This window comes from Phenylobacterium sp., assembly GCF_030697305.1.
In the GTDB taxonomy this organism is placed as follows: Bacteria; Pseudomonadota; Alphaproteobacteria; order Caulobacterales; family Caulobacteraceae; genus Phenylobacterium.
In genome coordinates, this window is record NZ_JAUYQL010000044.1 from 1 (window position 1) to 20,842 (window position 20,842).

Sequence of the window (20,842 nt, forward strand, 5' to 3'; positions counted from 1 at the left end):
TGGTCGTGGTCATGGATCACGTCGAGAAGTCCGGCGCGCCCAAGCTGCTCAAGGCCTGCACCCTGCCGCTGACCGGCGCCCGCGTGGTCGACCTGGTGGTCACCGACCTTGGCGTCTTCGACATCAATGGTGGACTGAAGCTCCTCGAGCGTGCGCCGGGCGTGTCGTTGGACGAGATCCGCGCCAAGACCGAAGCCGCGTTCGAGGCGATCGGCGGCTAGGCGAGCCTGCATCCGCGTCGCGAGCTCCTACGTATGAGCCTGCAAGGGGCGAAGGAGACGGCGATGCGACGGAATCTGTTGGCGATCACGGCGGGCCTGGCCCTGACCCTTGGCGGCGCGGCCGGCGCTGCGGCTCCGCTGAAGACCGCGATCTTCGCCGGCGGCTGTTTCTGGTCCGCCGAACACGACACCGAGCACCTGCCCGGCGTGACCAATGTGGTGGTCGGCTACTCCGGCGGCGCGCGCCTCAATCCCACCTACGGTAACCACGCCGGCCACCTGGAGGCGATCAAGGTCACCTACGATCCGGCCAAGACCAGCTACACCAAGTTGGTGGCCGGCTTCTTCCGCCACATCGACCCCACCGACCCAAACGGCCAGATCTGCGATCAGGGCGCGTCCTATCGCACGGCCGTGTTCGTCGCCAACGCCGACGAGCGGGCCAGCGCCGAGGCGGTGAAGACGCAGATCGGCAAGGTGCTGGGCAAGCCGGTGGCGACCCAGGTGCTGCCGGCCTCGACCTTCTGGCCGGCGGAGGCCTACCACCAGGACTATGCGCGCAAGAACCCTGTGGCCTACAACGCCTACCGCGTCGGCTGCGGTCGCGACCGGGCGATCAAGGCGGTGTGGGCGGGCCGTTGAGCGCTGCGCGCGGACGCGGCGCGAAACCCTCGCCGATGAAGATCTCGGCGCGGCGCGAGCGCTTGCGGTCCAGCCGCACGCCGACGAACTCCTGCCCCGACACCCGCGTGAAGTCGCCGACCATCCTGTCCCGATAGGTCTGCTCCAGGCTGACGGCGAGCACGCGCGCGCCATTGGCCCGGTTGAGCGGGGCGGTGGTCTCGGCCTGGTTCTGCGGCGTCGCCTCCAGCAGCCAGATGGTCAGCGGCGGGGCGTCGGGACGGCGCAGGTAGTCGCGCGCATAGTAGGCCATGGCGTTGTAGAGGAAGCGATTGTTGACCGCGATCGCGGTCAGGCCATGCTCCGACCGGGCGCGCTCGATCACCGCATCGGTCATCTGCGACCAGCCCTTGGCCCGCTTGAAGCTGTTGGCCATGCCCATGGCCTCGGCGGTGTGCGGGGCCACGCACCAGACCCAAAACAGCATCGCCAGCACGGCCTGCAGGATCACCGCCGCGGCCAGCCAGCGGCGCGCCCGCCAGCGCAGCAGCCAGGCCGCGGCCAGCACCGCGCCCGGCAGATAGGCCGCGCCGGACCAGTTGGCGTTGGCCCGGCTGATGAAGGCCTGGGTGGCGACGATCAGCAGCGGCGGTAGGGCGAAGCAGAGCAGCAGAACGTCTTCCCGCGTCAGCCGCCGCCGGGCCGCCAGGACCACGGCGCCGCCGATCAGCACGGCGAACGGGATCGGCCCGAACACCCCGAACTGGGAGGTCAGGAAGTCGAGAAGCTCCGCTGCATTGAATAGCTGGCGCCCGCCCCAGGCGGCGTTGGCGGCGGTGTGCTGCACGGTGGCGAAGTGATGGGCGGCGTTCCAGGCGATGTTGGGCGCCAGGATCAGGGCGAACGCGGCGAGGCCTGCACCGATCGTCGGCCAGCCCCATACCGCGCGGGCCTGGCGCGAGACGCTGAGGTGTAAAGCCAGGCCAATCACCGCATAGAGCGCGGCATATTTGCTAAGGAAGGCCAGCCCCAGCGTCGCGCCACAGGCCGCCGCAGCCAGCAGTCGGCCACGGGAATGCTCCGTGGACTGAAGGCTGACATAGGACCACAGGAACAGGCCCAGGAAGAACAGCAGCGGCGCATCGGTGGCGATGATCGCAGCCGAGAGCTGGATGCCCGGCATCAGGGCGTAGAAAGCCGCGCCGGCCAGGGCTGTCGGTGGGCCGTAAAGTTTGCGCCCGACCGCATAGACCGCCAGCGCGGCGCCTGCGTGGTAGAACGGCGAAGCGAACCTGACCCAGGGCTCGGCGTCGCCGCCGATCGCCGTGGTCGCCCAGATGGTCCAGGCGATCATCGGCGGTTTGGAATAGTAGCCGAAGTCCAGCGCCCGCGACCAAAGCCAGTATTGGGCTTCGTCCGGATAAAGGTCGAGGGGCGTGGCGAACAGCACCAGCAGGCGGACCAGCGTCAGCCCAACGACCAGCGCCGCGACCGTGCGCCATCCGAGATCCCGGGCGCGCGGCTGTGTCACGGCGTCAGGCAACTCGCGCTCCTATATCGGGCAGCCATGCTCGCCTCCTGAGCGTAGTGCGGCTACGGCGCCACAGTGCTCGCGGGAGGCGCGACACGCATAGCCGACTTCATCAAAATGTCGCCACCGAATGCGATTGGCGGCGACTGTACGACATGGGCGCGCGTGGCTAGGTGGGAAGCCGCCGCGTGCGCCGGATCATCTTGGGGACGCACAATGAAATCCAGATTGAGCCGCGCGCTCTGCGCGACGACGGTGCTCGCTTGGGCGATGTCCAGTGCAGCGTTCGCCCAGGAGATCACCGGCTCCTTGCGGGGTCAGGTGACAGATGAAAGCGGCGCGGCGGTGGCCAACGCCACGGTCACCGTGACCCACGTGCCGACCGGCTCGGCGATCACCCAGGTGACCGGCGGCGAAGGGCTGTACTCGGCGCGGGGCCTGCGCGCCGGCGGACCCTACCGCGTGCGGGCGACGGCGCCAGGCTTCGAGGCGAGCACGGTGTCGGTCGGTGCGATCGGCGTCGGCGACGCGGCTAACGTCGACGTGGCGCTGTCGCGTACGGGTTCAGAGGTGGACGAGGTTGTGGTGACCGCCGCGGCGGTCGCGGCGCCCACCGGCGGGCCGGGCATCAACCTGTCGTCCGCCGACATCGAGGCGCTGCCGTCGATCAGCCGCGACCTGAAGGACCTGGTGCGGCTGGACCCCTTCGCGACCCTCGATCCGACCAATGCGGACGCGCTGTCGTTCGCCGGCTCCAACACCCGGTTCAACCAGTTGACCATCGACGGGGTGCGCCAGAACGACGACTTCGGGCTCAACGGCAACGGCTATCCGACCCAGCGTTCGCCGGTGTCCCTGGAGGTCATCGAGGCGGTCAACGCCTCCGCGGCGCCCTATAGCGCGATCAACAACGGCTTCATCGGCGGCCAGATCAACGGCGTGACCAAGGCGGGCGGCAACGAATTCCACGGCTCCATCTACGGCGACAAGACCGGGCGCGACTGGCAGGGCGAGACCGTGCGCGGCGCGCGCGCCGGCTTCGAGTTCTCGGAGAAGACCTGGGGCGTCACCCTGGGCGGGCCGATCATCCGCGACCGGCTGTTCTTCTTCGCCGGCTACGAGAAGTTCCACGGCGAACTGGGCTTCGACGAAGGCCCGTTCGACGCCGGCAAGTCGTCATCGATCCCGCGCATCAGCACGTCCGCGGTGGACACCTTCCGCGCCGCGACCAAGTCGGTCTACGGCTACGATCCCGGCGGGTACGTCGCCGGCGCCTTCCCGGTCGAGGACGAGAAGTGGTTCGCCAAGCTGGACTGGAACCTGAGTGACAGCCATCGCCTGACGCTGGCCTATCAGAACACCCTGGGCAATTCGCTGAATGGCTCGGTGAGCTCGGTCACCGTCAACGGCAATTCGGTCACCCAACCGCGCCTGGCCCTGACTACGAACCAGTACAACAAGATCGAGGAGCTGACGGCCTACCGCGTGCAGCTCAACTCCGACTGGACTGAGAACCTCTCTACCGAGCTGCGCTACGGCTTTAAGGAGACCGACACCCAGCAGCTGCCGCTGGGCGGTCTGAGCGTCGGCGAGACCACGGTGAGGGTCGCCGACCTGCCGGGTGTCGTAACGCCGGGGGCAGGCTTACCGGAGATCCGGTTCGGGGCGGACATCAACCGCCATGACAACTACCTGAACGTGAAGCTGAACGTCTTCGAGGGACTGGCCCGCTACCGCGCCGGCCCGCACGAGGTGCTGGTGGGCGTGCGCTCCGAAACCGACGAAGCGTTCAACGTGTTCGTCGCCAACTCGCAGGGCAGCTACGCCTTCGCCACCTACGCCGACTTCCTGGCCAGGCGCGCCAGCGGCTTCACCCTGACCGGCGGCGTCGATCCGACGGCCGGCACGGTACCGGCCACCCTGGGCACCGCCCGCAAGGGTGTCGGCCAGTTCGAATACCGGCTGTCCAGCGTCTACGCCGAGGACCGGTTGCAGGTGACCGACACCTTCGACATCACCGCCGGCATCCGGTTCGACTGGTACAACATGGACGACGTGCCGACGTTCAACGCGGCGTTCCTGTCGCGCAACGGGTTCTCCAACCAGCAGAACCTCGACGGGATGAACATCCTGCTGCCGCGGGTGAGCTTCAACTGGGAGCCGGCGTCGAACTGGAAGGTCACCGGCGGTCTGGGTCGCTTCTCGTCCACGGGCCTGAACGTGTGGGTGTCGAACGCCTTCTCGAACAACGGCGTCAATCAGACCAACGCCATCTGCACCAACCCCGTGCTGACCAATGTCGACCTGACCAAGGTCCCGGTCGGCTGCACCTTCACGCCCGGCAACGGCAACACCAACGTCATCGACCCGACGCTGGCCATTCCCAGCGTCTGGAAGGCCAACCTGTCGCTGGCCTACAACTTCGACCTCGGCCGGTTCGGCAACGACTGGCTGGTGCAGCTCGACCTGTTGAAGGTGATCAACGAGAACAGCCTCTACTGGCGCGATCTCCGCGCCGTACAGACCGGCGTCGCCCCGGACGGCCGGCCGGTCTACTCACGCGGCACGGTTGGCACGACCACCGGCAACGAGAGCGACTTCATGCTCTCGAATCTCGACAAGGGTGGCGCGGAGGTCTGGGCGATCGGTATCGGCAAGCAATGGAACGAAGGCCTGTTCGACGGCCTGACCGCGAAGTTCATTTACGCCCAGACGCATGCCGAAGACGCCAACCCGATGACCAGCTCGATCGCGTTTTCGAGCTACACGCGCTTCGGGACCCAGGATCCGGAACGTCCGCCGGCGGCGACCTCCGACTATGAGGAGCGCGACCGTTTCAGCTTCGATCTGGCCTATTCGCGGAAGTTCTTCGGCGACAACAAGACCTCGATCCGCATGTACGCCCAGAAGCGGACCGGGCTGCCGTTCAGCTACACCTTCGCCAACAGCCGCACCGGCAACTTCGACAACGACTTCGGCTACGCGGCGTCCAGCTATTCGGGCCGCCAGGCGACCTCGAATGCGCTGTTCTATGTGCCCACGGCCAACGATCCGCGCGTTCGATACGCGCCCGGCTTCGACGTGAACGCCTTCAACGCGTTCCTGCAAAGCAGCGGCCTGGCGGGCTTCGCGGGCGGCATCGCCGCGCGCAACGCCTTCACCAACCCCGACGTGATGACCGTGGACATGCGGTTCAGCCAGGAACTGCCGGCGTTCCTCCCGAGCGGCGCCAAGATCGAGGTGTTCATGGATGTCGAGAACCTCGGCAACCTGCTGAACGACGAGTGGGGCGTGCTGGAGCAGTACGACTTCCTGAAGGCCGTGCCGGTGGTGAACGTCACCTGCAACACCGCGGTCGGCGGACCCACGGTGAACTGCGGAACGCCAGGCGCCTTCTACACCTACAGCGGCACCGGCGTGGGCGGGGCCTTCGCGGCTCCGCTGAAGCCGTTCCTGTTCCCGTCCCAGTCGCTGTGGCAGATCAAGCTGGGGGCCAAGTTCAAGTTCTGATCCTGCGCAGGCCGGCGCTGCGCGCTTGACGCGGGGCGTCGCCACGCCCATCTGCGCGCGTCCAGCGACGAAGGATCCCATGAGCCTGACCGTACCCGCAGAGTGGGCCCCGCACCGGGCGATGTGGCTGGGTTTTCCCAGTCATGGCGAGCTCTGGGAGGAGGACCTGGAGCCCGCGCAGCAGGAAGTGGCGGCGCTCGCCCGCGCCCTGGCAGGGCCCGGTCGGGAGCGCGTGCGTCTGCTCGCCGGATCGCCCGAGGGGCTGGTCGCTGCGCGCGCGCTGCTAGGCGACGTCGTCGGCATTGAGATCGTCGAAGGCGCTTTCGGCGACATCTGGCTGCGCGATACCGGGCCGATCTTCGCGCAAGGCCCAAAGGGGTTGGAGGCGCGCGCCTTCCGCTTCAACGGCTGGGGCGGCAAGTACGTGCTGGACGACGACGACACCGTGGCGGCCCAGATCGCGGCGGCGTCGGGCGCGCCGCTCGCCGCCCATGATTTTGTGCTGGAAGGCGGGGCGCTGGACCACGACGGCGCCGGGACGGTGCTGACCACCCGTCAGTGCCTGCTCAATCCGAATCGCAATCCGGGCTGGGACGACGCCCAGGCCGAGACGGCGCTGGCCCAGGCGCTCGGCGCCAAAACCGTGCTGTGGCTGGGCGAGGGCCTGCGCGCCGACCACACCGACGGCCATGTGGACAATCTTGCGCGCTTCGTTGCGCCCGGCGTGGTCGCAGCGCCCGTGGCCTGGGGCCGCGGCGATCCCAACGCCGACGCCTACAACGACGCCGCCTCGCGTCTGGCCGGCATGACCGACGCGCAGGGGCGTCCGATCCAGGTCATGCGCATCCCATCGCCGGGCTGGATCGACAGTCCGGAAGGCGGGCCGGCGCCGGCCTCGCACATGAATTTCGTCATCGCCAACGCAGCGGTGATCGTGCCGATCTACGAGGCCCGGCCGGGCGAACTGGTGGTGCAAGCGCTGGAAGCCCTGTTCCCCGACCGCGCGGTCATCGGCCTGCCGTCGCGCGCCATCCTCACCGGCGGCGGCTCGTTCCACTGCATCACCCAACAGGAGCCCGCCTGATGGCGAGATCCATCCGCGTCGCCGCGATCCAGGCGTCCTTCGGCGAGGACCTGCAGGCCAACATCGCGCGCACCGCCGAACTGATCCGCGAGGCGGCTGCGCAAGGCGCGCAGGTGATCCTGCCGCCGGAGCTGTTCCAGGGACCGTACTTCTGCGTCGCCCAGGAGGAACGCTGGTTCGCCCAGGCCCACCCCTGGCGCGAGCACCCGTGCGTCACCGCCTTGGCGCCGCTGGCGGCCGAGCTTGGCGTGGTGCTGCCGATCTCGATCTTCGAGCGCGAGGGCCCGCACTACTTCAACAGCCTGGTGATGGCCGACGCCGACGGCAGCCTGCTCGGCGTCTATCGCAAGAGCCATATCCCCGACGGGCCGGGCTATATGGAGAAGTACTATTTCCGTCCCGGCGACACCGGCTTCCGCGTCTGGGACACCCGCTTCGGGCGGCTCGGCGTCGGCATCTGCTGGGACCAGTGGTACCCGGAGTGCGCGCGAGCGATGGCGCTGATGGGCGCTGAGGTGCTGCTCTATCCCACAGCCATCGGCTCGGAGCCTCACGATCCCAGCCTGGACACCGCCGCGCCGTGGCGCCGCGCCATGCAGGGGCACGCGGTCTCCAATGTGATCCCCGTGGTCGGCGCCAACCGCACCGGCTTCGAGCCGTGGGAGGGGTATCCCAACGGCGGCCAGAGCTTCTATGGGTCGAGCTTCATCGCCGATCACCGGGGTGACTTGGTCGCCGAGCTCGGACGGACGGACGAGGGGGTGATCACGGCCAGCTTCGACCTTGAGCACCTGGCCACCCACAGGGCCGCGTGGGGATTCTTCCGCGACCGCCGGCCGGATCTCTACCGCTCGCTAGTCGATCCCCGGCCGGCCTGATCGCGCTAGCGCACGACCGTCAAACCGTTCTTCACGACGGTGACGCCACGCGCCTTCACGTGCACCTCGAACGAGATCTCCTTGCCGTCGCGCCACAGGTCGATGGTGAAAACGTCGCCAGGATAGACCGGCGACGACCAGCGAAGCTGGTGGCTGGCCATCTGATCGGTGTCGTAATCCAGCATCGCCTGCAGAACGGCGCGACAGGTGATCCCGAACGTGCACAGCCCATGCAGGATCGGCCGGTCGAAGCCCGACACGCGAGCCGCCTCTGGGTCGATATGCAGCGGGTTGGTGTCACCGCTCAGCCGGTAGATTGCGCACTGGTCCGGCCGCGTGGCGATCTCGATCGTCTTGTCGGGCGCGCGAGTCGGCGTCGGGTGCGGCTTGGGCGCGCCTTCCGAGGGGCCGCCGAAGCCGCCGTCAGCGCGGGCGAACGAGGACGTGGTGAGCGTCACAACCTTCTCGCCCGCAGCGTCGGTCCACACCGACTCGTTGAACAGAATGGCGCCCTTGTCCTTGCCTTTATCGATGGCGCCGGTGACGCCGCCGGTCACGGTGAAGGCGCCCGAGGGCGGCAGAGGCCGGTGAAGTTCGACCTTCTGTTCGCCGTGCAGGACGGCGGTGTAGTCGAGGGTGGTTTCGCGCGAACCGGGCGAAGCGGAGCTGTTCGCGGGCGGCCAGAAACCGCCATTGGCGGTAGCCAGCACGGTGACGGCGCTGGGCAGCACCTTCAGCCGCTTCTCATAGACGAAGTCCAGTTCCTGCTCGTTCAGCGGATCGGCGCCCATGCCGACGCCCACGGCGTACAGCATCACGTCCTTCTCGACGTAGCTGAAGGTCTTCGGCGCGGACTTCTGCTGCAGGATGTCGGGGTAGTAGATCGGCATGAGGTTTCCTCTGACCCGGCGACCGCATCTGACGGCGGGCTCGTTGGGCGACATTGGAGCCGCTGAACCCCGGCGGCGCAAGACGACGCTTACAGCGACGTTTGCCGCTCGCGCGTCGATCAGTTAGAAGCGCGGAATCTTGCCCGACCGCCCGCTTTCCGGCGGCTATTTCGAAGGCTTTCCCATGGATGTGACCCCAGCGCCCGTCAACGGCGAGATCTCCGGCAACGTGCTGTTCTACACAAAGCCAGAACCGCTGAGCCGCGACCTGCACGGCAAGCTCGGCGTGAAGGGCGTGGAGGGGCCGTTCGCCTTCGCCAGCAAGGCTCACGCGGTGCCGCTGACCGTCGGTGAATTCCAACTGGCCGCAGTGACCGGCCCGATCATCTTCGTCGGCGACGAGAAGCTTCCGATCGCGGTGATGGGCCTGCGCGCCGACGAGAACATCTTCCTCAAGCCGGACGGTTCGTTCGAAGCGGGCATCTATGTGCCGGCCTACATCCGCCGCTACCCGTTCGTGTTCGCCAACGACGACCAGAACGGCCAGATGGTGCTGTGCATCGATCGCGCCTCGAGCTTGATCGTCGAGGGCGGCGAGGCCGCGTTCTTCGACGAGAAGGGCGAGCCGACCGACTACACCAAGACCTGCATCGAGTTCTGCAACAACTACGAGATGGAGCGCCAGCGCACGACGAACTTCGTCCAGCTGCTGCGCGCGCTCGACCTGTTCGAGCCGAAGGTCGCCAACTTCCAGGGGATGAACCCGGACGGGACGCTGAGCGAGCCGCAGAAGATCGCCGACTATTTCGGCGTGTCCGAAGAAAAGCTCGGCAAGCTCTCGCCCCAGCAACTGGCGGAACTGCGCGACAACGGCGCTCTGCCGCAGATCTACGCCCACTTGCAATCGCTGGTCGGCTGGGACCGGCTGGTGGCGCTGGCCATGGCCAAGGACACCCTGGCGCAGGCCCAATCGCCGTCTCCCGCCAACGCCTGAGGCTAGCGGGAGAAGACACTCCGGGTCAGACACGAGAAGACCAGGCGGCCGGCTTCGTCCAACAGGTCGTGCTGGGCGATGACGATGCCCTTGCCGTCGCCCACCGGATCCTTGGCCATGACCGTCATGCGGCCGCGCAGGGTTTCGCCGGCGGGCGGATTGCGCATCCAGCGCACGGCGTCGACGCCCAGCCGCTTGGTCTGCGGCCAGGCGGCGCCCGCGGCGGCGTCCAGTCGGCTCCAGATCGCATAGACCATGGCGTCGGGCGCGCCGTGCTCGACCCCCCATCCGGGCGTGAACGCCTCGATGAAGGCCGCCAGGGCCGCCGGCTCTACGGGCGCGGAGCCCAGGTGGACCACCTGGCCGATCTGAATGTCGTCGAAAGGCGCAGGCAATGGACGCTCCCTGATGATCGAACGTGATTCGAGGATCATGGCGGCGCGGCGGGTGAAGTCGAGCAGGCTTTGCGCCACGAGGTCCTGGCCGCCATATAGGGGCCGACCTGCAGGAGCGCCGACGGCCAAATGACGCGATTGTTCGCAAGCCTGGCGGCCACCGCGATTGTTCTCGGCGCTCTGGCCTGTGGACCCGCTCAAGCCGCCCCCGTCGACACCGGTCATCTGGTCGCCGAACTGGTCAGCGCCCAGACCAGCGTCTCGCCGGGCGGGACGGTGCGCGTCGCGCTGCGCCAGAAAATTGACAAGCGCTGGCACACCTATTGGCGCAACTCCGGCGATTCCGGCGAGGCCACCACGCTGGCCTGGACGCTGCCTCAGGGGTGGAGGGCCGGCGAGATCGTCTGGCCCGCACCGAGCCGCCAGCCCACCGGACCGCTGATGAACTACGGCTATGCGGGCGAGGTGCTGCTGCCGGTGGTCCTGACCGCGCCCGCGCAGACGCGCCCCGGCGACGTTGCGAAACTCTCGGTCGAGGCGAATTTCCTGGTCTGCGAGGAGATCTGCATTCCGGAACAGGCGACGCTGACCCTCGAGCTACCGGTGACCGCGACGCCGGCCGCCGCCGATCCGCGCTGGGGCGCCGCGATCGCGCGCGCCGTCGCCGATGCGCCGAAGCCCGCCGGACTCGCCGCCGTCTTCGCGCCGCAGGGCGAGAAGGTGGCGTTGGCGGTCACGGGGCCCGCGCTGGCGGGTACGGCTGGCTCAGGCGCCTATTTCTATCCGTTCGAGCGGACGGTGATCGACCACGCGCAGCCCCAGCCGGCGGAACTCGGGGCTCAGGGCCTAACGCTGACGCTGACCCCGGGGACGGCGTTCCAGGGCGGCGCCTCGCCTGCAAGCCTGGCCGGCGTGCTGTCGGTGGACGGCCGCGCATACGAGATCACGGCGACGCCTGGCCCAGCTCCAGCCGATGCGGCGGGCCTGGGCGCGCCGAAGCTCGCGGCCCCTGCGGCGGGGCCTGGCCTCGGATTGCCGTTGGCGGCGGCCTTTGCACTGCTCGGCGGACTGTTGCTGAACCTGATGCCCTGCGTGTTTCCGGTGCTGGCGATGAAGGCCGCGTCGTTGGCCGGTCATGCGCACGAGCCGGCGCAGGCGCGGCGACAGGGCGTAGCCTATGGCCTGGGCGTGCTGGCGACCTTCCTGGCGCTGGCCGGCGCGTTGATCGCCCTGAAGATGGCGGGGGCGGCGATCGGCTGGGGATTCCAGTTGCAGTCGCCGCCGGTGGTCGCGGCGCTGGCGCTGTTGATGCTGGCCGTGGCGCTTAATCTGTCGGGCGTATTCGAAGTCGGTTCGTCGTTGCAGGGCGTCGGCGCGCCGCTCGCCGCGCGTAGCGGGACCGCGGGCGCGTTTCTCACCGGGGCGTTGGCCGTGGTCGTCGCCGCGCCCTGCACCGCGCCGTTCATGGCGCCGGCGCTGGGCTGGGCGCTGACCCAGGGCCCTGTGGCGGCGCTCAGCGTCTTCCTGGCGTTGGGGCTTGGGTTCGCCACGCCGTTCGTCGCCATCGCCTTCGCGCCGGCTTTGCTGGCGAGGCTGCCGCGTCCAGGCGCGTGGATGGAGATGCTGCGCCGTGTGCTGGCGTTCCCGATGTACGGAGCGGCCGCCTGGCTCGCCTGGGTCCTGGCGCTGCAAGCCGGCGATACGGCGCTGGCCGGCCTGCTGGCGGCCGCGGTCGCCCTGGCGTTCGCCGGCTGGCTGGCCGGCCATGCGCAGCGCCGTCGGATGGCGGGGAAAGCCGCGAGCGGTTTCACCGGCCTGGCGTTGGCGGCCTGCGCGGCGGCCCTCGCCCTGGCGCTCTGGCCAGCGCTGCACGATGTCGCGCCAGCGTCTCAGGCGAGCGCCGGCGGGTCGGGTGCGCCTTATGAAGCCTATTCCCCGCAACGCCTGGCTCAGGCGCGCGCCGAGGGGCGGCCGGTGTTCGTCAATTTCACCGCCGCATGGTGCGTGACGTGTCAGGTGAATGAGCGCGTCGCCCTGTCGCGCGCTGCTGTCGCCCAGGCCTTTGCGCGCACCGGCGCGGTCTATCTGAAAGCCGACTGGACGCGGAAGGACGCGGAGATCGCCGCGGAACTTGGCCGCTATGGCCGCGCCGGCGTGCCGCTGTATCTGATGTACGACGCCAAGGGCGGCGCGCCGCGCATCCTGCCGCAAATCCTCACCGAGGGCGGGGTGATCCGCGCCCTGGACCGCGCCAAGAAGGGCTGACTAGACCGGCGGGCGCGGCGGCGAGGTGATCACCTCGACGTTGTCGTTGAGCAGGTAGACGAGGTCCTGCAGCGCCTGGACGCGGTCGTTACCGCTGGCCGCGGTGACCGCCTGGAGTTTCAGCGGCAGGTCCTCGGAGATCCCTTTCAGGATGCACTTGAGGTCGCCGTCCGTGCCGCGCTCGCGCAGGGTCACGTGGCCCTTCATGTCCAGGTCGCTGAGCTCCTTGATCCGCTGGGCGAAGTCGCCGGGCAGGGGCTTGTTCTTCTCCGCGGCGCCGGCCTCGCCGCGCAGGCGGGTTGCGCGCGCGACGATGTCGGCGAACAGCGGCTCGTAGGCGACGGCGCCGGCGGGCGCGCTCGGCTCGGGACTGAGCGGCGCTGGCGTCGCGGCGCCGGGCGTGGCGGCGGCCAGCCAGAGCACGGCGGTCACGGCGAGATCTGCGCAGGACATGAGGGAACGCCTTCCATCCGAGGAACGAGACTTCCAATCCCGCATTTGCTACCGCCGCATGGTAAACGCCAGCCTAGCGGGAACGCATTCGCCCATGTCCGACGCCAAGGCCGCCTGGGCCGAGCTCGCCCGCACCGCCGCCCATGACGGGCGGTCCCGCATCGAAAGCCTGTTCGCCGGCGACCCGGCGCGGCTGGACCGCCTGACCTTCGACGCCGCCGGTCTGCACGTCGACCTGTCGAAGCAACCCTGGTCGCAAGCTGGGGTCGAGGCCGCGATCGGCCTCGCCCGCGCCGCCGACGTCGAAGGCGCGCGGACGCGGCTGATCGCCGGCGACGTGGTCAACACCTCCGAGGGCCGCGCCGCCCAGCACATGGCGCTGCGTGCGCCGGCCGGCGCGCGGTTCGAGGTTGCGGGGGAGGCGGTGTCGCCCCTGGTCGACGCCGGTCGCGCCACCATGTGGCGGTTCGTCGATGAGATCCGTTCGGGCGCGCGCGCCGGGGCCGGGGGGGCGCCGTTCCGCGCTGTGGTGCACATCGGCATCGGCGGGTCGGACCTGGGGCCGCGGCTCGTGTGGGAGGCGCTGGCTCCCATCGAGCCGGACATCGACCTGCGGTTCGCGGCCAATGTCGATCCGTCGGAGATGAGCGCCGCCCTGGCCGGGCTGAACCCGCAGGACACGCTGGTCGTCGTGGTCTCCAAGACCTTCACCACGCAAGAGACGCTGGCCAACGCCGAGATCGCCCGCGCGTGGCTGCGCGCGAGCCTGGGCCACGCGGGCGACGCCCATCTTGTGGCGGTGTCCGCCGCGCCCGCTGTCGCCCAGGCGTTCGGCGTGCCGGCCGACCAGGTGTTCGCCTTCTGGGACTGGGTCGGTGGGCGCTTCTCCGTGTGGTCTGCGGTGGGCCTATCGTGCGCCATCGCGCTTGGGCACGAGATCTTCCAGCACTTCCTCGCCGGCGCGGCGCAGATGGACGCGCACTTCGCCTCTGCGCCTTTGGAGGAGAACCTGCCGGTGATGCTGGCGCTGGCGCACGTGTTCAACCGCAACGGCCTGGGGCGCACCGTCCGCGCCGTCGTCCCCTATGCGCGGCGGCTGCGCCTGCTGCCGGATTTCCTCCAACAGCTAGAGATGGAGTCCAACGGCAAGCGGGTCGACGCCGTCGGACGGCCCGTCGCGCAGGCCACCGCCGCAGCGGTGTTCGGCGGCGCCGGGACCAACGTCCAGCACGCCTTCTTCCAGCTCCTGCACCAGGGGACGGACGTGATCCCGGTGGACATCGTCGCCGTGCATCGCGCTCGCGACGACAGCGAAGGGCGGCAGGCCAAGCTGCTGGCCAACGCCGTCGCCCAGGCCGAGGCGTTGATGGTCGGTCGCACCGAGGCTGACGTGCGCCAGCAACTTCAGGCGCAAGGCGCCGCGCAATCGCAGATCGATGCGCTGGCTCCGCAGCGCGCCTTCCCGGGCGACCGTCCGTCGAGTTTCATCCTGCTGGAGCGGCTGACGCCCGAGACCCTGGGGGCGTTGATCGCGCTCTATGAGCACAAGACCTTCGTCGAGGGCGTGCTGTGGGGGATCAACAGCTTCGACCAGTGGGGTGTGGAGCTGGGCAAGAGCCTGGCCGGCCGGGTCTTGGCCGAACTGGAGGGCGGGCCGAGCGGCACGCACGATCCGTCGACGGCGGCGCTGATCCGTCGCCTGAAGGACTAGGCCCGCCCCAAGGGACTCGTTTTCTTCACAAACCGCGACTATAGAGGCGCGCATGTTTTCGCGCGCGCATCATGGCCATCACCATCCGACCCGCTTCGGCGGGGGCGGCCGGGATCGCATGCGCTGACGCGACTTCCCCGAGCTTCGCCCCCCGCCCGCTGGGACGGGGCTTAGGCGAACGCGCAAGGCTCCATCCCTCCGGCCCGCCCATGCAGACTGGACCATCCGATGGATTTCGACGCCCCTCCAAACCTGAGACGCCGCGGCTTGCCGGCCCCTGGCGCATGGACTAAGCGCGCGCCATGACCGACGACCCCGCACAGACGGCCGCAAGGCCGCAGGCCCGCGCCCCGCGCGGCTTCAACGACCGGCGCGCCCGCGACCTGCTGGGCGAGCGCCGCCTGCTGGCCGCGGTGACCTCGGTCTATGAACGCTATGGCTTCGAGCCCCTGGACACCGGCGCGTTCGAGTACGCCGACGCGCTGGGCAAGTTCCTGCCTGACGCCGATCGCCCGAACGAGGGCGTGTTCTCGCTACAGGACGACGACGATCAGTGGATCGCGCTGCGCTATGACCTGACCGCGCCCCTGGCCCGTTTCGCGGCCCAGAACTGGGAGACGCTGCCCAAGCCGTTCCGGCGCTACGCTGCCGGGCCGGTGTGGCGCAACGAGAAGCCTGGCCCGGGCCGATTCCGGGAGTTCGTCCAGTGCGACGCGGACACCGTGGGCTCTGCGCGACCTGAAGCCGACGCCGAGATCATCGCCATGGCGGTGGAGGGTCTGGCCGCGGCGGGGCTGCCGGCCGACGCCTATGTGATCAAGATCAACAACCGCAAACTGCTCAACGGCGTGCTGGCCGCCGCCGGCGTGCGTGACGAGGGCCAGAAGCTGGCGGTGCTGCGCGCGGTGGACAAGCTGGACCGCCTGGGCGCGGAAGGCGTGCGCCTGCTGCTGGGCGAAGGGCGGCTGGACGAGTCGGGCGCGTTCACCAAGGGCGCCGGCCTGGCGCCGGCCGCTGTGGACTCGGTGGTCGCCTTCACTGAAGCCGGTGGCGGCGTCCGCTCGCAGGTGCTGGACCGCCTGTCGCAAGTCATCGGCGGTTCGGAGGAGGGCGAGGCGGGCCTGCAGGAATTGGCCGCCATCGATCGCGCGCTCGCCGGACTGGGCGTGGCCGAGGCGGCCGCGACCTTCGATCCGTCGGTGGTGCGCGGCCTGGAGTACTACACCGGCCCCGTGTTCGAGGCCGAGCTGCTGCTACAGACCCTGGACGAGAAGGGCGATGCGATGCGCTTCGGCTCGATCGGCGGCGGCGGGCGATACGACGATCTAGTGGCGCGGTTCACCGGCCAGCAGACCCCGGCCACCGGCTTCTCGTTCGGGGTGTCGCGGTTGTCAGCGGCGCTGCGCGCGGCCGGTCGCGACGGGGCGGCGGACGCCCGCGGGCCCGTGGTGATAATCAACTTCGACGCGGCCCGGATGGGCGACTACTTCGCGATGGCGGGCGAGCTTCGGGCCGCCGGCATACCGACCGAGGTCTATCTCGGAACCTCCGGCATGCGCCCGCAGATGAAGTACGCCGACCGCAGGCTGTCGCCCGCCGCGGTGATCGTCGGCGAGGACGAGTTCCAGGCCGGCACGGTGACCATCAAGGATCTGGATCTGGGCCGCCAGTTGTCCGCCGGCGTCACCGACAACGCCGCCTGGCGCGAGCAGCGGCCGGGCCAGCTGAACGTGCCGCGCGACCAACTGGTCGCGGAGATCCGCCGCATCCTTGGGGCCGCGTCGTGAGAGTCGAGCCCACGGTCCCCGGCCAGGCCCTGGCCGCCATCCGCGCGCCGATCCTGGCGGCTGGCGCCGAATCCGTCGACGCGCCGATCCTGCAGCCGCTGGGCCTGCTGCTCGATCTGGCCGGAGAACAGATGCGTGCGCGTCTGTTCGTGGTGCAATCGGAGGGCGGCGCGGAATCCTGCCTGCGCCCCGATTTCACCGTGGCTATCGCGCGACAGCACCTGGAGCGTGGGGCCGCCGCGGGTCGCTACGCCTACGAGGGCGTCGCCTTCCGCGCGGCGATCGGTGAGACCACGCCTGAAGAGTTCCTGCAGATCGGGCTCGAGCGTTTCGAGGTCACCCAGGCCGATATCGTCGGCTCTGACGCGGAAACCGTCGCCCTCGCCTGGCGCTGTGCGGTCGCAGGCGGGCGGTCGGACCTGACGCTCTGGCTCGGCGACGTCGGCCTGTTCGCAGCCTTCATCGACGGCATGAACCTGCCTGAGGCCTTGGCCGGGCGGCTGAAGCGCGCCGCTGGCCGGCCGCGGCTGATGCAGGCCGAGCTCGCCCGCGCCGGAAGCGACGCCGCGCCTGCTCCTGGCGGCCAGCTCACGGGCATGCTGTCGCAGCTCGCGCCGGCCCAGGCCGCCGAACTGCTGGAAGAGGTCTGGTCGCTGGCGGGCATCGAGCCGGTGGGCGGGCGTGGACCGGCGGAGATCGCCCAGCGGCTGGTGCGCCGCGCCCAAGCCGCCGAGGCGCCGTCGCTGACCCCTGCCCAGGCCGATTCGATCCGCCGTTTCCTCGCGGTGTCGGAAGAGCCCGCTTCAGCGTTTGCCTTGGCGCGCGCCGCGGCGGAGCCCGCAGGCGCGAGTTTCCGTCAGGCCATGGAAGCCTGGGAGTCCCGACTTCGGGCGCTTGAGGCCTTGGGGGTGCCGACTGACCGACTGCGCTTCGCCACCGCGCTGGGGCATGCGTTCGACTACTATGATGGCCTCACCTTCGAGATCCGCAGCGAGGCGCTGGGGGCCGACCGGGCGCTGGCGGTTGGCGGTCGCTACGACGGGCTGATGGCCAGGCTGGGCGACGCCGGTCAGACGCGCGCCATAGGCTGCATGGTCCGCCCCTGGCGCGCCTTTGCTGGAGGTGAGGCGTGAGCGAACCCCTGATCATCGCCGTGGCGTCCAAGGGGCGCCCGAAAGAGCAGGTCGAGGCCTGGCTCGCCGACTGCGGGCTGGATCTGCAACTGGTCGGTGGTTCTCGCGGCTACATCGCGTCCTTGAAGGGCATGCCTGGCGTGCAGGTCCGCCTGCTGTCGGCCTCAGATATCGCCGACGCGCTCGACGCTGGCGAAGTCCACCTGGGGATCACCGGCGAGGACCTTCTCCGCGAACGTGGCCAGGACATCGACCAGCGGCTGCTGATGCTGCGGGCGTTGGGCTTCGGCCGCGCGGACCTGGTGGTCGCGGTCCCCAAGAGCTGGCTCGACGTCGACACCATGGCCGATCTGGAGGAAGTGGCGCACGAGTTCCTGGCGCGCACCGGCCGACGGATGCGGGTGGCGACCAAGTACGTGGTCCAGACCCGCGCCTATTTCGCGCGGCACGGGGTTTCCGACTACCGGATAACCGAGTCTGGTGGCGCGACTGAAGGCGCACCTGCGTCGGGCGGCGCCGAGCTCATCGTCGACATCACCACCACTGGCGCGACGCTGAACGCCAACGGGTTGAAGGTGCTCGAGGACGGCCTGATCCTGAAAAGCCAGTTCCAGCTCGCGGCCAATCTGCAGATCGCCTGGAGCGACCACCAGTTGGACGTCGCCGAGCGGCTGCTGCGCATCGTCGAGGCGCGTTCGGCGGCCTTGCGAACGGTCACCTTGGACTGGCCGCAAGGTGACGCGCCGAGTGACGTCATCGATACGCTGGTGGCGCAAGGCGCAACACGACGTTCCAATGGGCTGCTGGTCGGTGTCGACCGCATACCCGCCGTCGCCGGCGCGTTGACCGCCGTCGGCCTTGGCCCAGTCACCGTAGCTCGGCCCGATTTCGTTTTCGACCTTCGATGCGCTCCATTTGAGCAGCTCATCGCGGGCCTGAAAGATGACACGGGCGTCAAAAAGTAGGTCCGAAAGACGTCTAGACTGGCGCTATCGCGAAAATCCGATCGAAATAGCATGCAATTCACGGGTCGCTGTGTTGACTCGGAATCGAAACTGCCATCTTGTCACAACTGCGAGAGACATGACGGCGCTAGTCCTGACGTCTCCGGCGTTTCGGGGAGGAAACGCCCTACTATATGAGCAATTGCTCGGAATTCGGCCCGCTGCGATTATCCCCCGCAGCGGGCCAAATTTTTGCCTGACACCGAGTTTTGACAAAAACGTCAATTAAAATTGGGTCACCAGATTCGGGCGCGATCCTCAGGCGCCACATACATCGCCGAGCCTGGCTTCACGCCGAACGCCTCATAGAAGACGTCAATGTTACGGACCGGGAGATCGACCCGGTACTGCGGCGGCGAATGCGGGTCGCTGACCAATTGCTTGCGCATGCTGTCTTCGCGATTCTTGCTGCGCCAGACCTGGGCCCAGCCGAGGAACACCCGCTGGTCGCCGGTGAACCCGTCGATCACCGGCGCCGGCTTGCCGCCCAGCGAGATGTGATACGCGTCCAGCGCCAGCAGGAGCCCGCCAAGGTCGGCGATGTTCTCGCCCATGGTCAGGTCGCCGTTGATCTTGGCGCCCGGCAGCACCTCGACCGCGGAATACTGCTTGCCGAGCTTGTCGGCCTGCACCTGGAACTTGGCCGCGTCTTCCGCCGTCCACCAGTCGCTCAGCCGGCCGTCGCCGTCCGACTTGCGGCCCTGGTCGTCGAAGCCGTGGGTGATCTCGTGGCCGATCACCCCGCCGATGCCGCCGTAGTTGATCGCCGGGTCGCCGTCGGGATCGAAGAAGGGCGGCTGGAGGATCGCGGCCGGGAAGACGATCTCGTTCTTGGTCGAGCTGTAATAGGCGTTGATGGTCGGCGGGGTCATGCCCCACTCGCTGCGGTCGACGGGCTTGCCCAGGCGTCCGACGCGATAGGCCCAGTCAAAGGCGGTTGCGCGCTCGACGTTGCCGTACAGATCATCGGCTTTCAGACTGAGGCCAGTGTAGTCGCGCCACTTGTCCGGATAGGCGATCTTGACGGTGAACTTCGCCAGCTTGGCGAGCGCCTTGGCCTTGGTCTGCGGGCTCATCCACGAGACGCGCTCGATGCGCTGGCCCATGGCGGTTTTGATGTCGTTGACCAGGGCCTCCATCTTCGCCTTGCTCTCCGGCGGGAAGTAGGCGGCGACATAGGCCTTGCCGAGCGCTTCGCCGATCTGGCTGTCGACGACGTTCACGGCGCGCTTCCAGCGGGGCTTCTGCTCCGGTTGGCCGGACAGGGTCTTGTCGCGGAACTGGTAATGCGCCTGCTCGAAGCCGCTCGAGAGATAGGGCGCGGCGTTGTCGGCGACGTTGAACGCCGTCCAGGCCTTCAGCACGTCCAGCGGCGTCGCCGCGTAGATGGCGGCGATCTTCGGGAACGCCGTGTTCTCCGACGCGATCACCCGCTGGACACCGCCGAGATCGGCCGCGTCGAGATACGCCTTCCACGGGAAGCCCGGGGCGAGGGCGACGAGGTCGGGCAGCAGGTAGGGGTTGTAGGTCTTTTCGTCGTCGCGCCGTTCGGTGCGCGTCCAGGAGACCTTGGCGATCTCCGTTTCCAGCGCGACGATGGCCTTGGCGGCGCCTTGCGGATCCTTCCAGCCGATACGGCCGAGCATGGCTGCGACATAGGCCTCATAGGCCGTCTTCTGTGGTGCGAACCGGGGTTCCAGATAGTAGTCGCGATCCGGCAAGCCCATGCCGCCCTGGCCCAGATAGACCGTGTAGTTCATCGGGTCCTTGGCGTCGTCGTAGATCGCCGCGGTGAAGAACGAGCCGCCGAAGCCCTTGACCGCCGCGCCCATCAACCGGGCGATCTCGGTCTTGTCGCGGGCGGCGCGCACCTTGGCCAAATCCTGTTCCAGCGGCTTGGCGCCCAGCGCCTCGACCTTCGTCTCGTCGAGGAAGCTTTTGTACAGGGCGCCGACCAGCGCCTGTTCGCCTTGGGCGGACGGGTCGCCCGCGGCCTTGTCCGCCACCGCGCGCATGCGGTTCACGGAGAGCTCGTTCAGCGCGTCGAAATTGCCATAGCGGGAGCGGTCGGCCGGGATCTCGGTCCGCTTCAGATAGGTCCCGTTGGCGTAGAGGAAGAAGCTCTCGCCCGGGCCGACGGCTGCGTCGCGTCCGGTGAGGTCGAAGCCCCAGGCGCCCATGCGCGGAGCCTTGGACAGATCGGCGACGGCGGTCGCCGCCGTCGTGGGAGCGGGCGCGGCGCGGGCGGGCGCGGCTTGCGCCGTCGCGTCGAACGCCGAAAGAAGAGCGCCCGCCGACGCGGCGACGAGCAATGCAGCCTTGATCACAGGGTAGCCTCGCGAAATTGAGGCTGCGACCTTGCCCC

The 20,842-nt window shown here is 68.9% G+C and carries 16 protein-coding genes; 11 read left to right on the forward strand and 5 right to left on the reverse strand.

Going from position 1 to position 20,842, the window contains the following annotated elements; translation table 11 throughout:
- Together Q8R27_RS05245 and msrA are read left to right on the forward strand one after the other, a co-directional pair.
- Positions 1 to 221: CoA-transferase (locus Q8R27_RS05245; RefSeq protein ID WP_305698017.1), on the forward strand; the 221-nt coding region annotated here is incomplete at its 5' end.
- Positions 222 to 284: 63 nt separating this feature from the next.
- Positions 285 to 863 (forward strand): peptide-methionine (S)-S-oxide reductase MsrA, encoded by a 579-nt coding sequence (gene msrA / locus Q8R27_RS05250; RefSeq protein ID WP_305698018.1) that lies wholly within the window; start codon positions 285 to 287, stop codon positions 861 to 863.
- Here msrA and Q8R27_RS05255 read toward each other — a convergent pair.
- Complete coding sequence (locus Q8R27_RS05255; RefSeq protein ID WP_305698019.1) at positions 838 to 2,385, reverse strand: glycosyltransferase family 39 protein; 1,548 nt, start codon at positions 2,383 to 2,385, stop codon at positions 838 to 840. The genes msrA and Q8R27_RS05255 overlap by 26 nt on opposite strands.
- Positions 2,386 to 2,589: 204 nt before the next feature.
- On the opposite strand from Q8R27_RS05255, the gene Q8R27_RS05260 reads away from it, so the two are divergent.
- From Q8R27_RS05260 to aguB, 3 genes are all read left to right on the forward strand, one after another.
- The gene (locus tag Q8R27_RS05260) at positions 2,590 to 5,883 is read left to right on the forward strand and encodes a TonB-dependent receptor (protein ID WP_305698020.1); all 3,294 of its coding nucleotides are present in this window, start codon (positions 2,590 to 2,592) and stop codon (positions 5,881 to 5,883) included.
- Positions 5,884 to 5,962: 79 nt separating this feature from the next.
- Positions 5,963 to 6,967 (forward strand): agmatine deiminase family protein, encoded by a 1,005-nt coding sequence (locus Q8R27_RS05265; protein ID WP_305698021.1) that lies wholly within the window; start codon positions 5,963 to 5,965, stop codon positions 6,965 to 6,967.
- Positions 6,967 to 7,845: an N-carbamoylputrescine amidase gene (gene aguB, locus Q8R27_RS05270; RefSeq protein ID WP_305698022.1), complete on the forward strand. Its 879-nt coding sequence runs from the start codon at positions 6,967 to 6,969 to the stop codon at positions 7,843 to 7,845. The genes Q8R27_RS05265 and aguB overlap by 1 nt, the downstream gene beginning before the upstream one ends.
- 5 nt (positions 7,846 to 7,850) lie before the next feature.
- Here aguB and Q8R27_RS05275 read toward each other — a convergent pair whose 3' ends face one another.
- Positions 7,851 to 8,735 carry a MaoC family dehydratase gene (locus tag Q8R27_RS05275; protein WP_305698023.1) on the reverse strand — a complete coding sequence of 295 codons (885 nt, stop codon included), beginning with the start codon at positions 8,733 to 8,735 and terminating at the stop codon, positions 7,851 to 7,853.
- Between the two features lie 184 nt (positions 8,736 to 8,919).
- On the opposite strand from Q8R27_RS05275, the gene Q8R27_RS05280 reads away from it, so the two are divergent.
- Positions 8,920 to 9,729, forward strand: a complete 810-nt coding sequence (locus Q8R27_RS05280) for a SapC family protein (RefSeq protein ID WP_305698039.1) — start codon at positions 8,920 to 8,922, stop codon at positions 9,727 to 9,729.
- Between the two features lie 2 nt (positions 9,730 to 9,731).
- Here Q8R27_RS05280 and Q8R27_RS05285 read toward each other — a convergent pair whose 3' ends face one another.
- Positions 9,732 to 10,124: an acyl dehydratase gene (locus Q8R27_RS05285; RefSeq protein ID WP_305595452.1), complete on the reverse strand. Its 393-nt coding sequence runs from the start codon at positions 10,122 to 10,124 to the stop codon at positions 9,732 to 9,734.
- A 129-nt stretch (positions 10,125 to 10,253) separates the two neighbouring features.
- Here Q8R27_RS05285 and Q8R27_RS05290 point away from each other — a divergent pair, with 129 nt between their 5' ends.
- Entirely contained in the window at positions 10,254 to 12,389 is a 2,136-nt protein-coding gene (locus Q8R27_RS05290) for a protein-disulfide reductase DsbD (protein WP_305698024.1), read from the forward strand.
- Here the strand turns inward: Q8R27_RS05290 and Q8R27_RS05295 are convergent, their stop codons facing one another.
- On the reverse strand, positions 12,390 to 12,842 hold the full coding sequence (locus tag Q8R27_RS05295; RefSeq protein ID WP_305698025.1) for a hypothetical protein: 453 nt from the start codon (positions 12,840 to 12,842) through the stop codon (positions 12,390 to 12,392).
- A gap of 94 nt (positions 12,843 to 12,936) precedes the next feature.
- Between Q8R27_RS05295 and pgi the strand changes: the two genes are divergently transcribed.
- From pgi to hisG, 4 genes are all read left to right on the forward strand, one after another.
- Positions 12,937 to 14,553 (forward strand): glucose-6-phosphate isomerase, encoded by a 1,617-nt coding sequence (gene pgi, locus Q8R27_RS05300; RefSeq protein ID WP_305698026.1) that lies wholly within the window; start codon positions 12,937 to 12,939, stop codon positions 14,551 to 14,553.
- Positions 14,554 to 14,855: 302 nt separating this feature from the next.
- The gene (hisS, locus tag Q8R27_RS05305; RefSeq protein WP_305698027.1) at positions 14,856 to 16,340 is read left to right on the forward strand and encodes a histidine--tRNA ligase; all 1,485 of its coding nucleotides are present in this window, start codon (positions 14,856 to 14,858) and stop codon (positions 16,338 to 16,340) included.
- Positions 16,337 to 17,473, forward strand: coding sequence for an ATP phosphoribosyltransferase regulatory subunit (locus tag Q8R27_RS05310; protein ID WP_305698028.1), 1,137 nt, complete (start codon positions 16,337 to 16,339; stop codon positions 17,471 to 17,473). The genes hisS and Q8R27_RS05310 overlap by 4 nt, the downstream gene beginning before the upstream one ends.
- Complete coding sequence (gene hisG / locus Q8R27_RS05315) at positions 17,470 to 18,438, forward strand: ATP phosphoribosyltransferase (protein ID WP_305698029.1); 969 nt, start codon at positions 17,470 to 17,472, stop codon at positions 18,436 to 18,438. Before Q8R27_RS05310 ends, hisG begins: the two co-directional genes overlap by 4 nt.
- A gap of 275 nt (positions 18,439 to 18,713) precedes the next feature.
- Here the strand turns inward: hisG and Q8R27_RS05320 are convergent, their stop codons facing one another.
- On the reverse strand, positions 18,714 to 20,801 hold the full coding sequence (locus tag Q8R27_RS05320; protein WP_371134649.1) for a M13 family metallopeptidase: 2,088 nt from the start codon (positions 20,799 to 20,801) through the stop codon (positions 18,714 to 18,716).
- Positions 20,802 to 20,842 lie beyond the last annotated feature (41 nt).

Coding starts and splice junctions, on each gene's coding strand:
- pgi (WP_305698026.1), top strand. CDS start 12,937: ATGTCCGACGCCAAGGCCGCCTGGGCCGAGCTCGCCCGCACCGCCGCC.
- hisS (WP_305698027.1), top strand. CDS start 14,856: ATGACCGACGACCCCGCACAGACGGCCGCAAGGCCGCAGGCCCGCGCC.
- aguB (WP_305698022.1), top strand. CDS start 6,967: ATGGCGAGATCCATCCGCGTCGCCGCGATCCAGGCGTCCTTCGGCGAG.
- Q8R27_RS05295 (WP_305698025.1), bottom strand. CDS start 12,842: ATGTCCTGCGCAGATCTCGCCGTGACCGCCGTGCTCTGGCTGGCCGCC.
- Q8R27_RS05275 (WP_305698023.1), bottom strand. CDS start 8,735: ATGCCGATCTACTACCCCGACATCCTGCAGCAGAAGTCCGCGCCGAAG.
- Q8R27_RS05290 (WP_305698024.1), top strand. CDS start 10,254: ATGACGCGATTGTTCGCAAGCCTGGCGGCCACCGCGATTGTTCTCGGC.
- Q8R27_RS05265 (WP_305698021.1), top strand. CDS start 5,963: ATGAGCCTGACCGTACCCGCAGAGTGGGCCCCGCACCGGGCGATGTGG.
- Q8R27_RS05280 (WP_305698039.1), top strand. CDS start 8,920: ATGGATGTGACCCCAGCGCCCGTCAACGGCGAGATCTCCGGCAACGTG.
- Q8R27_RS05260 (WP_305698020.1), top strand. CDS start 2,590: ATGAAATCCAGATTGAGCCGCGCGCTCTGCGCGACGACGGTGCTCGCT.
- msrA (WP_305698018.1), top strand. CDS start 285: ATGCGACGGAATCTGTTGGCGATCACGGCGGGCCTGGCCCTGACCCTT.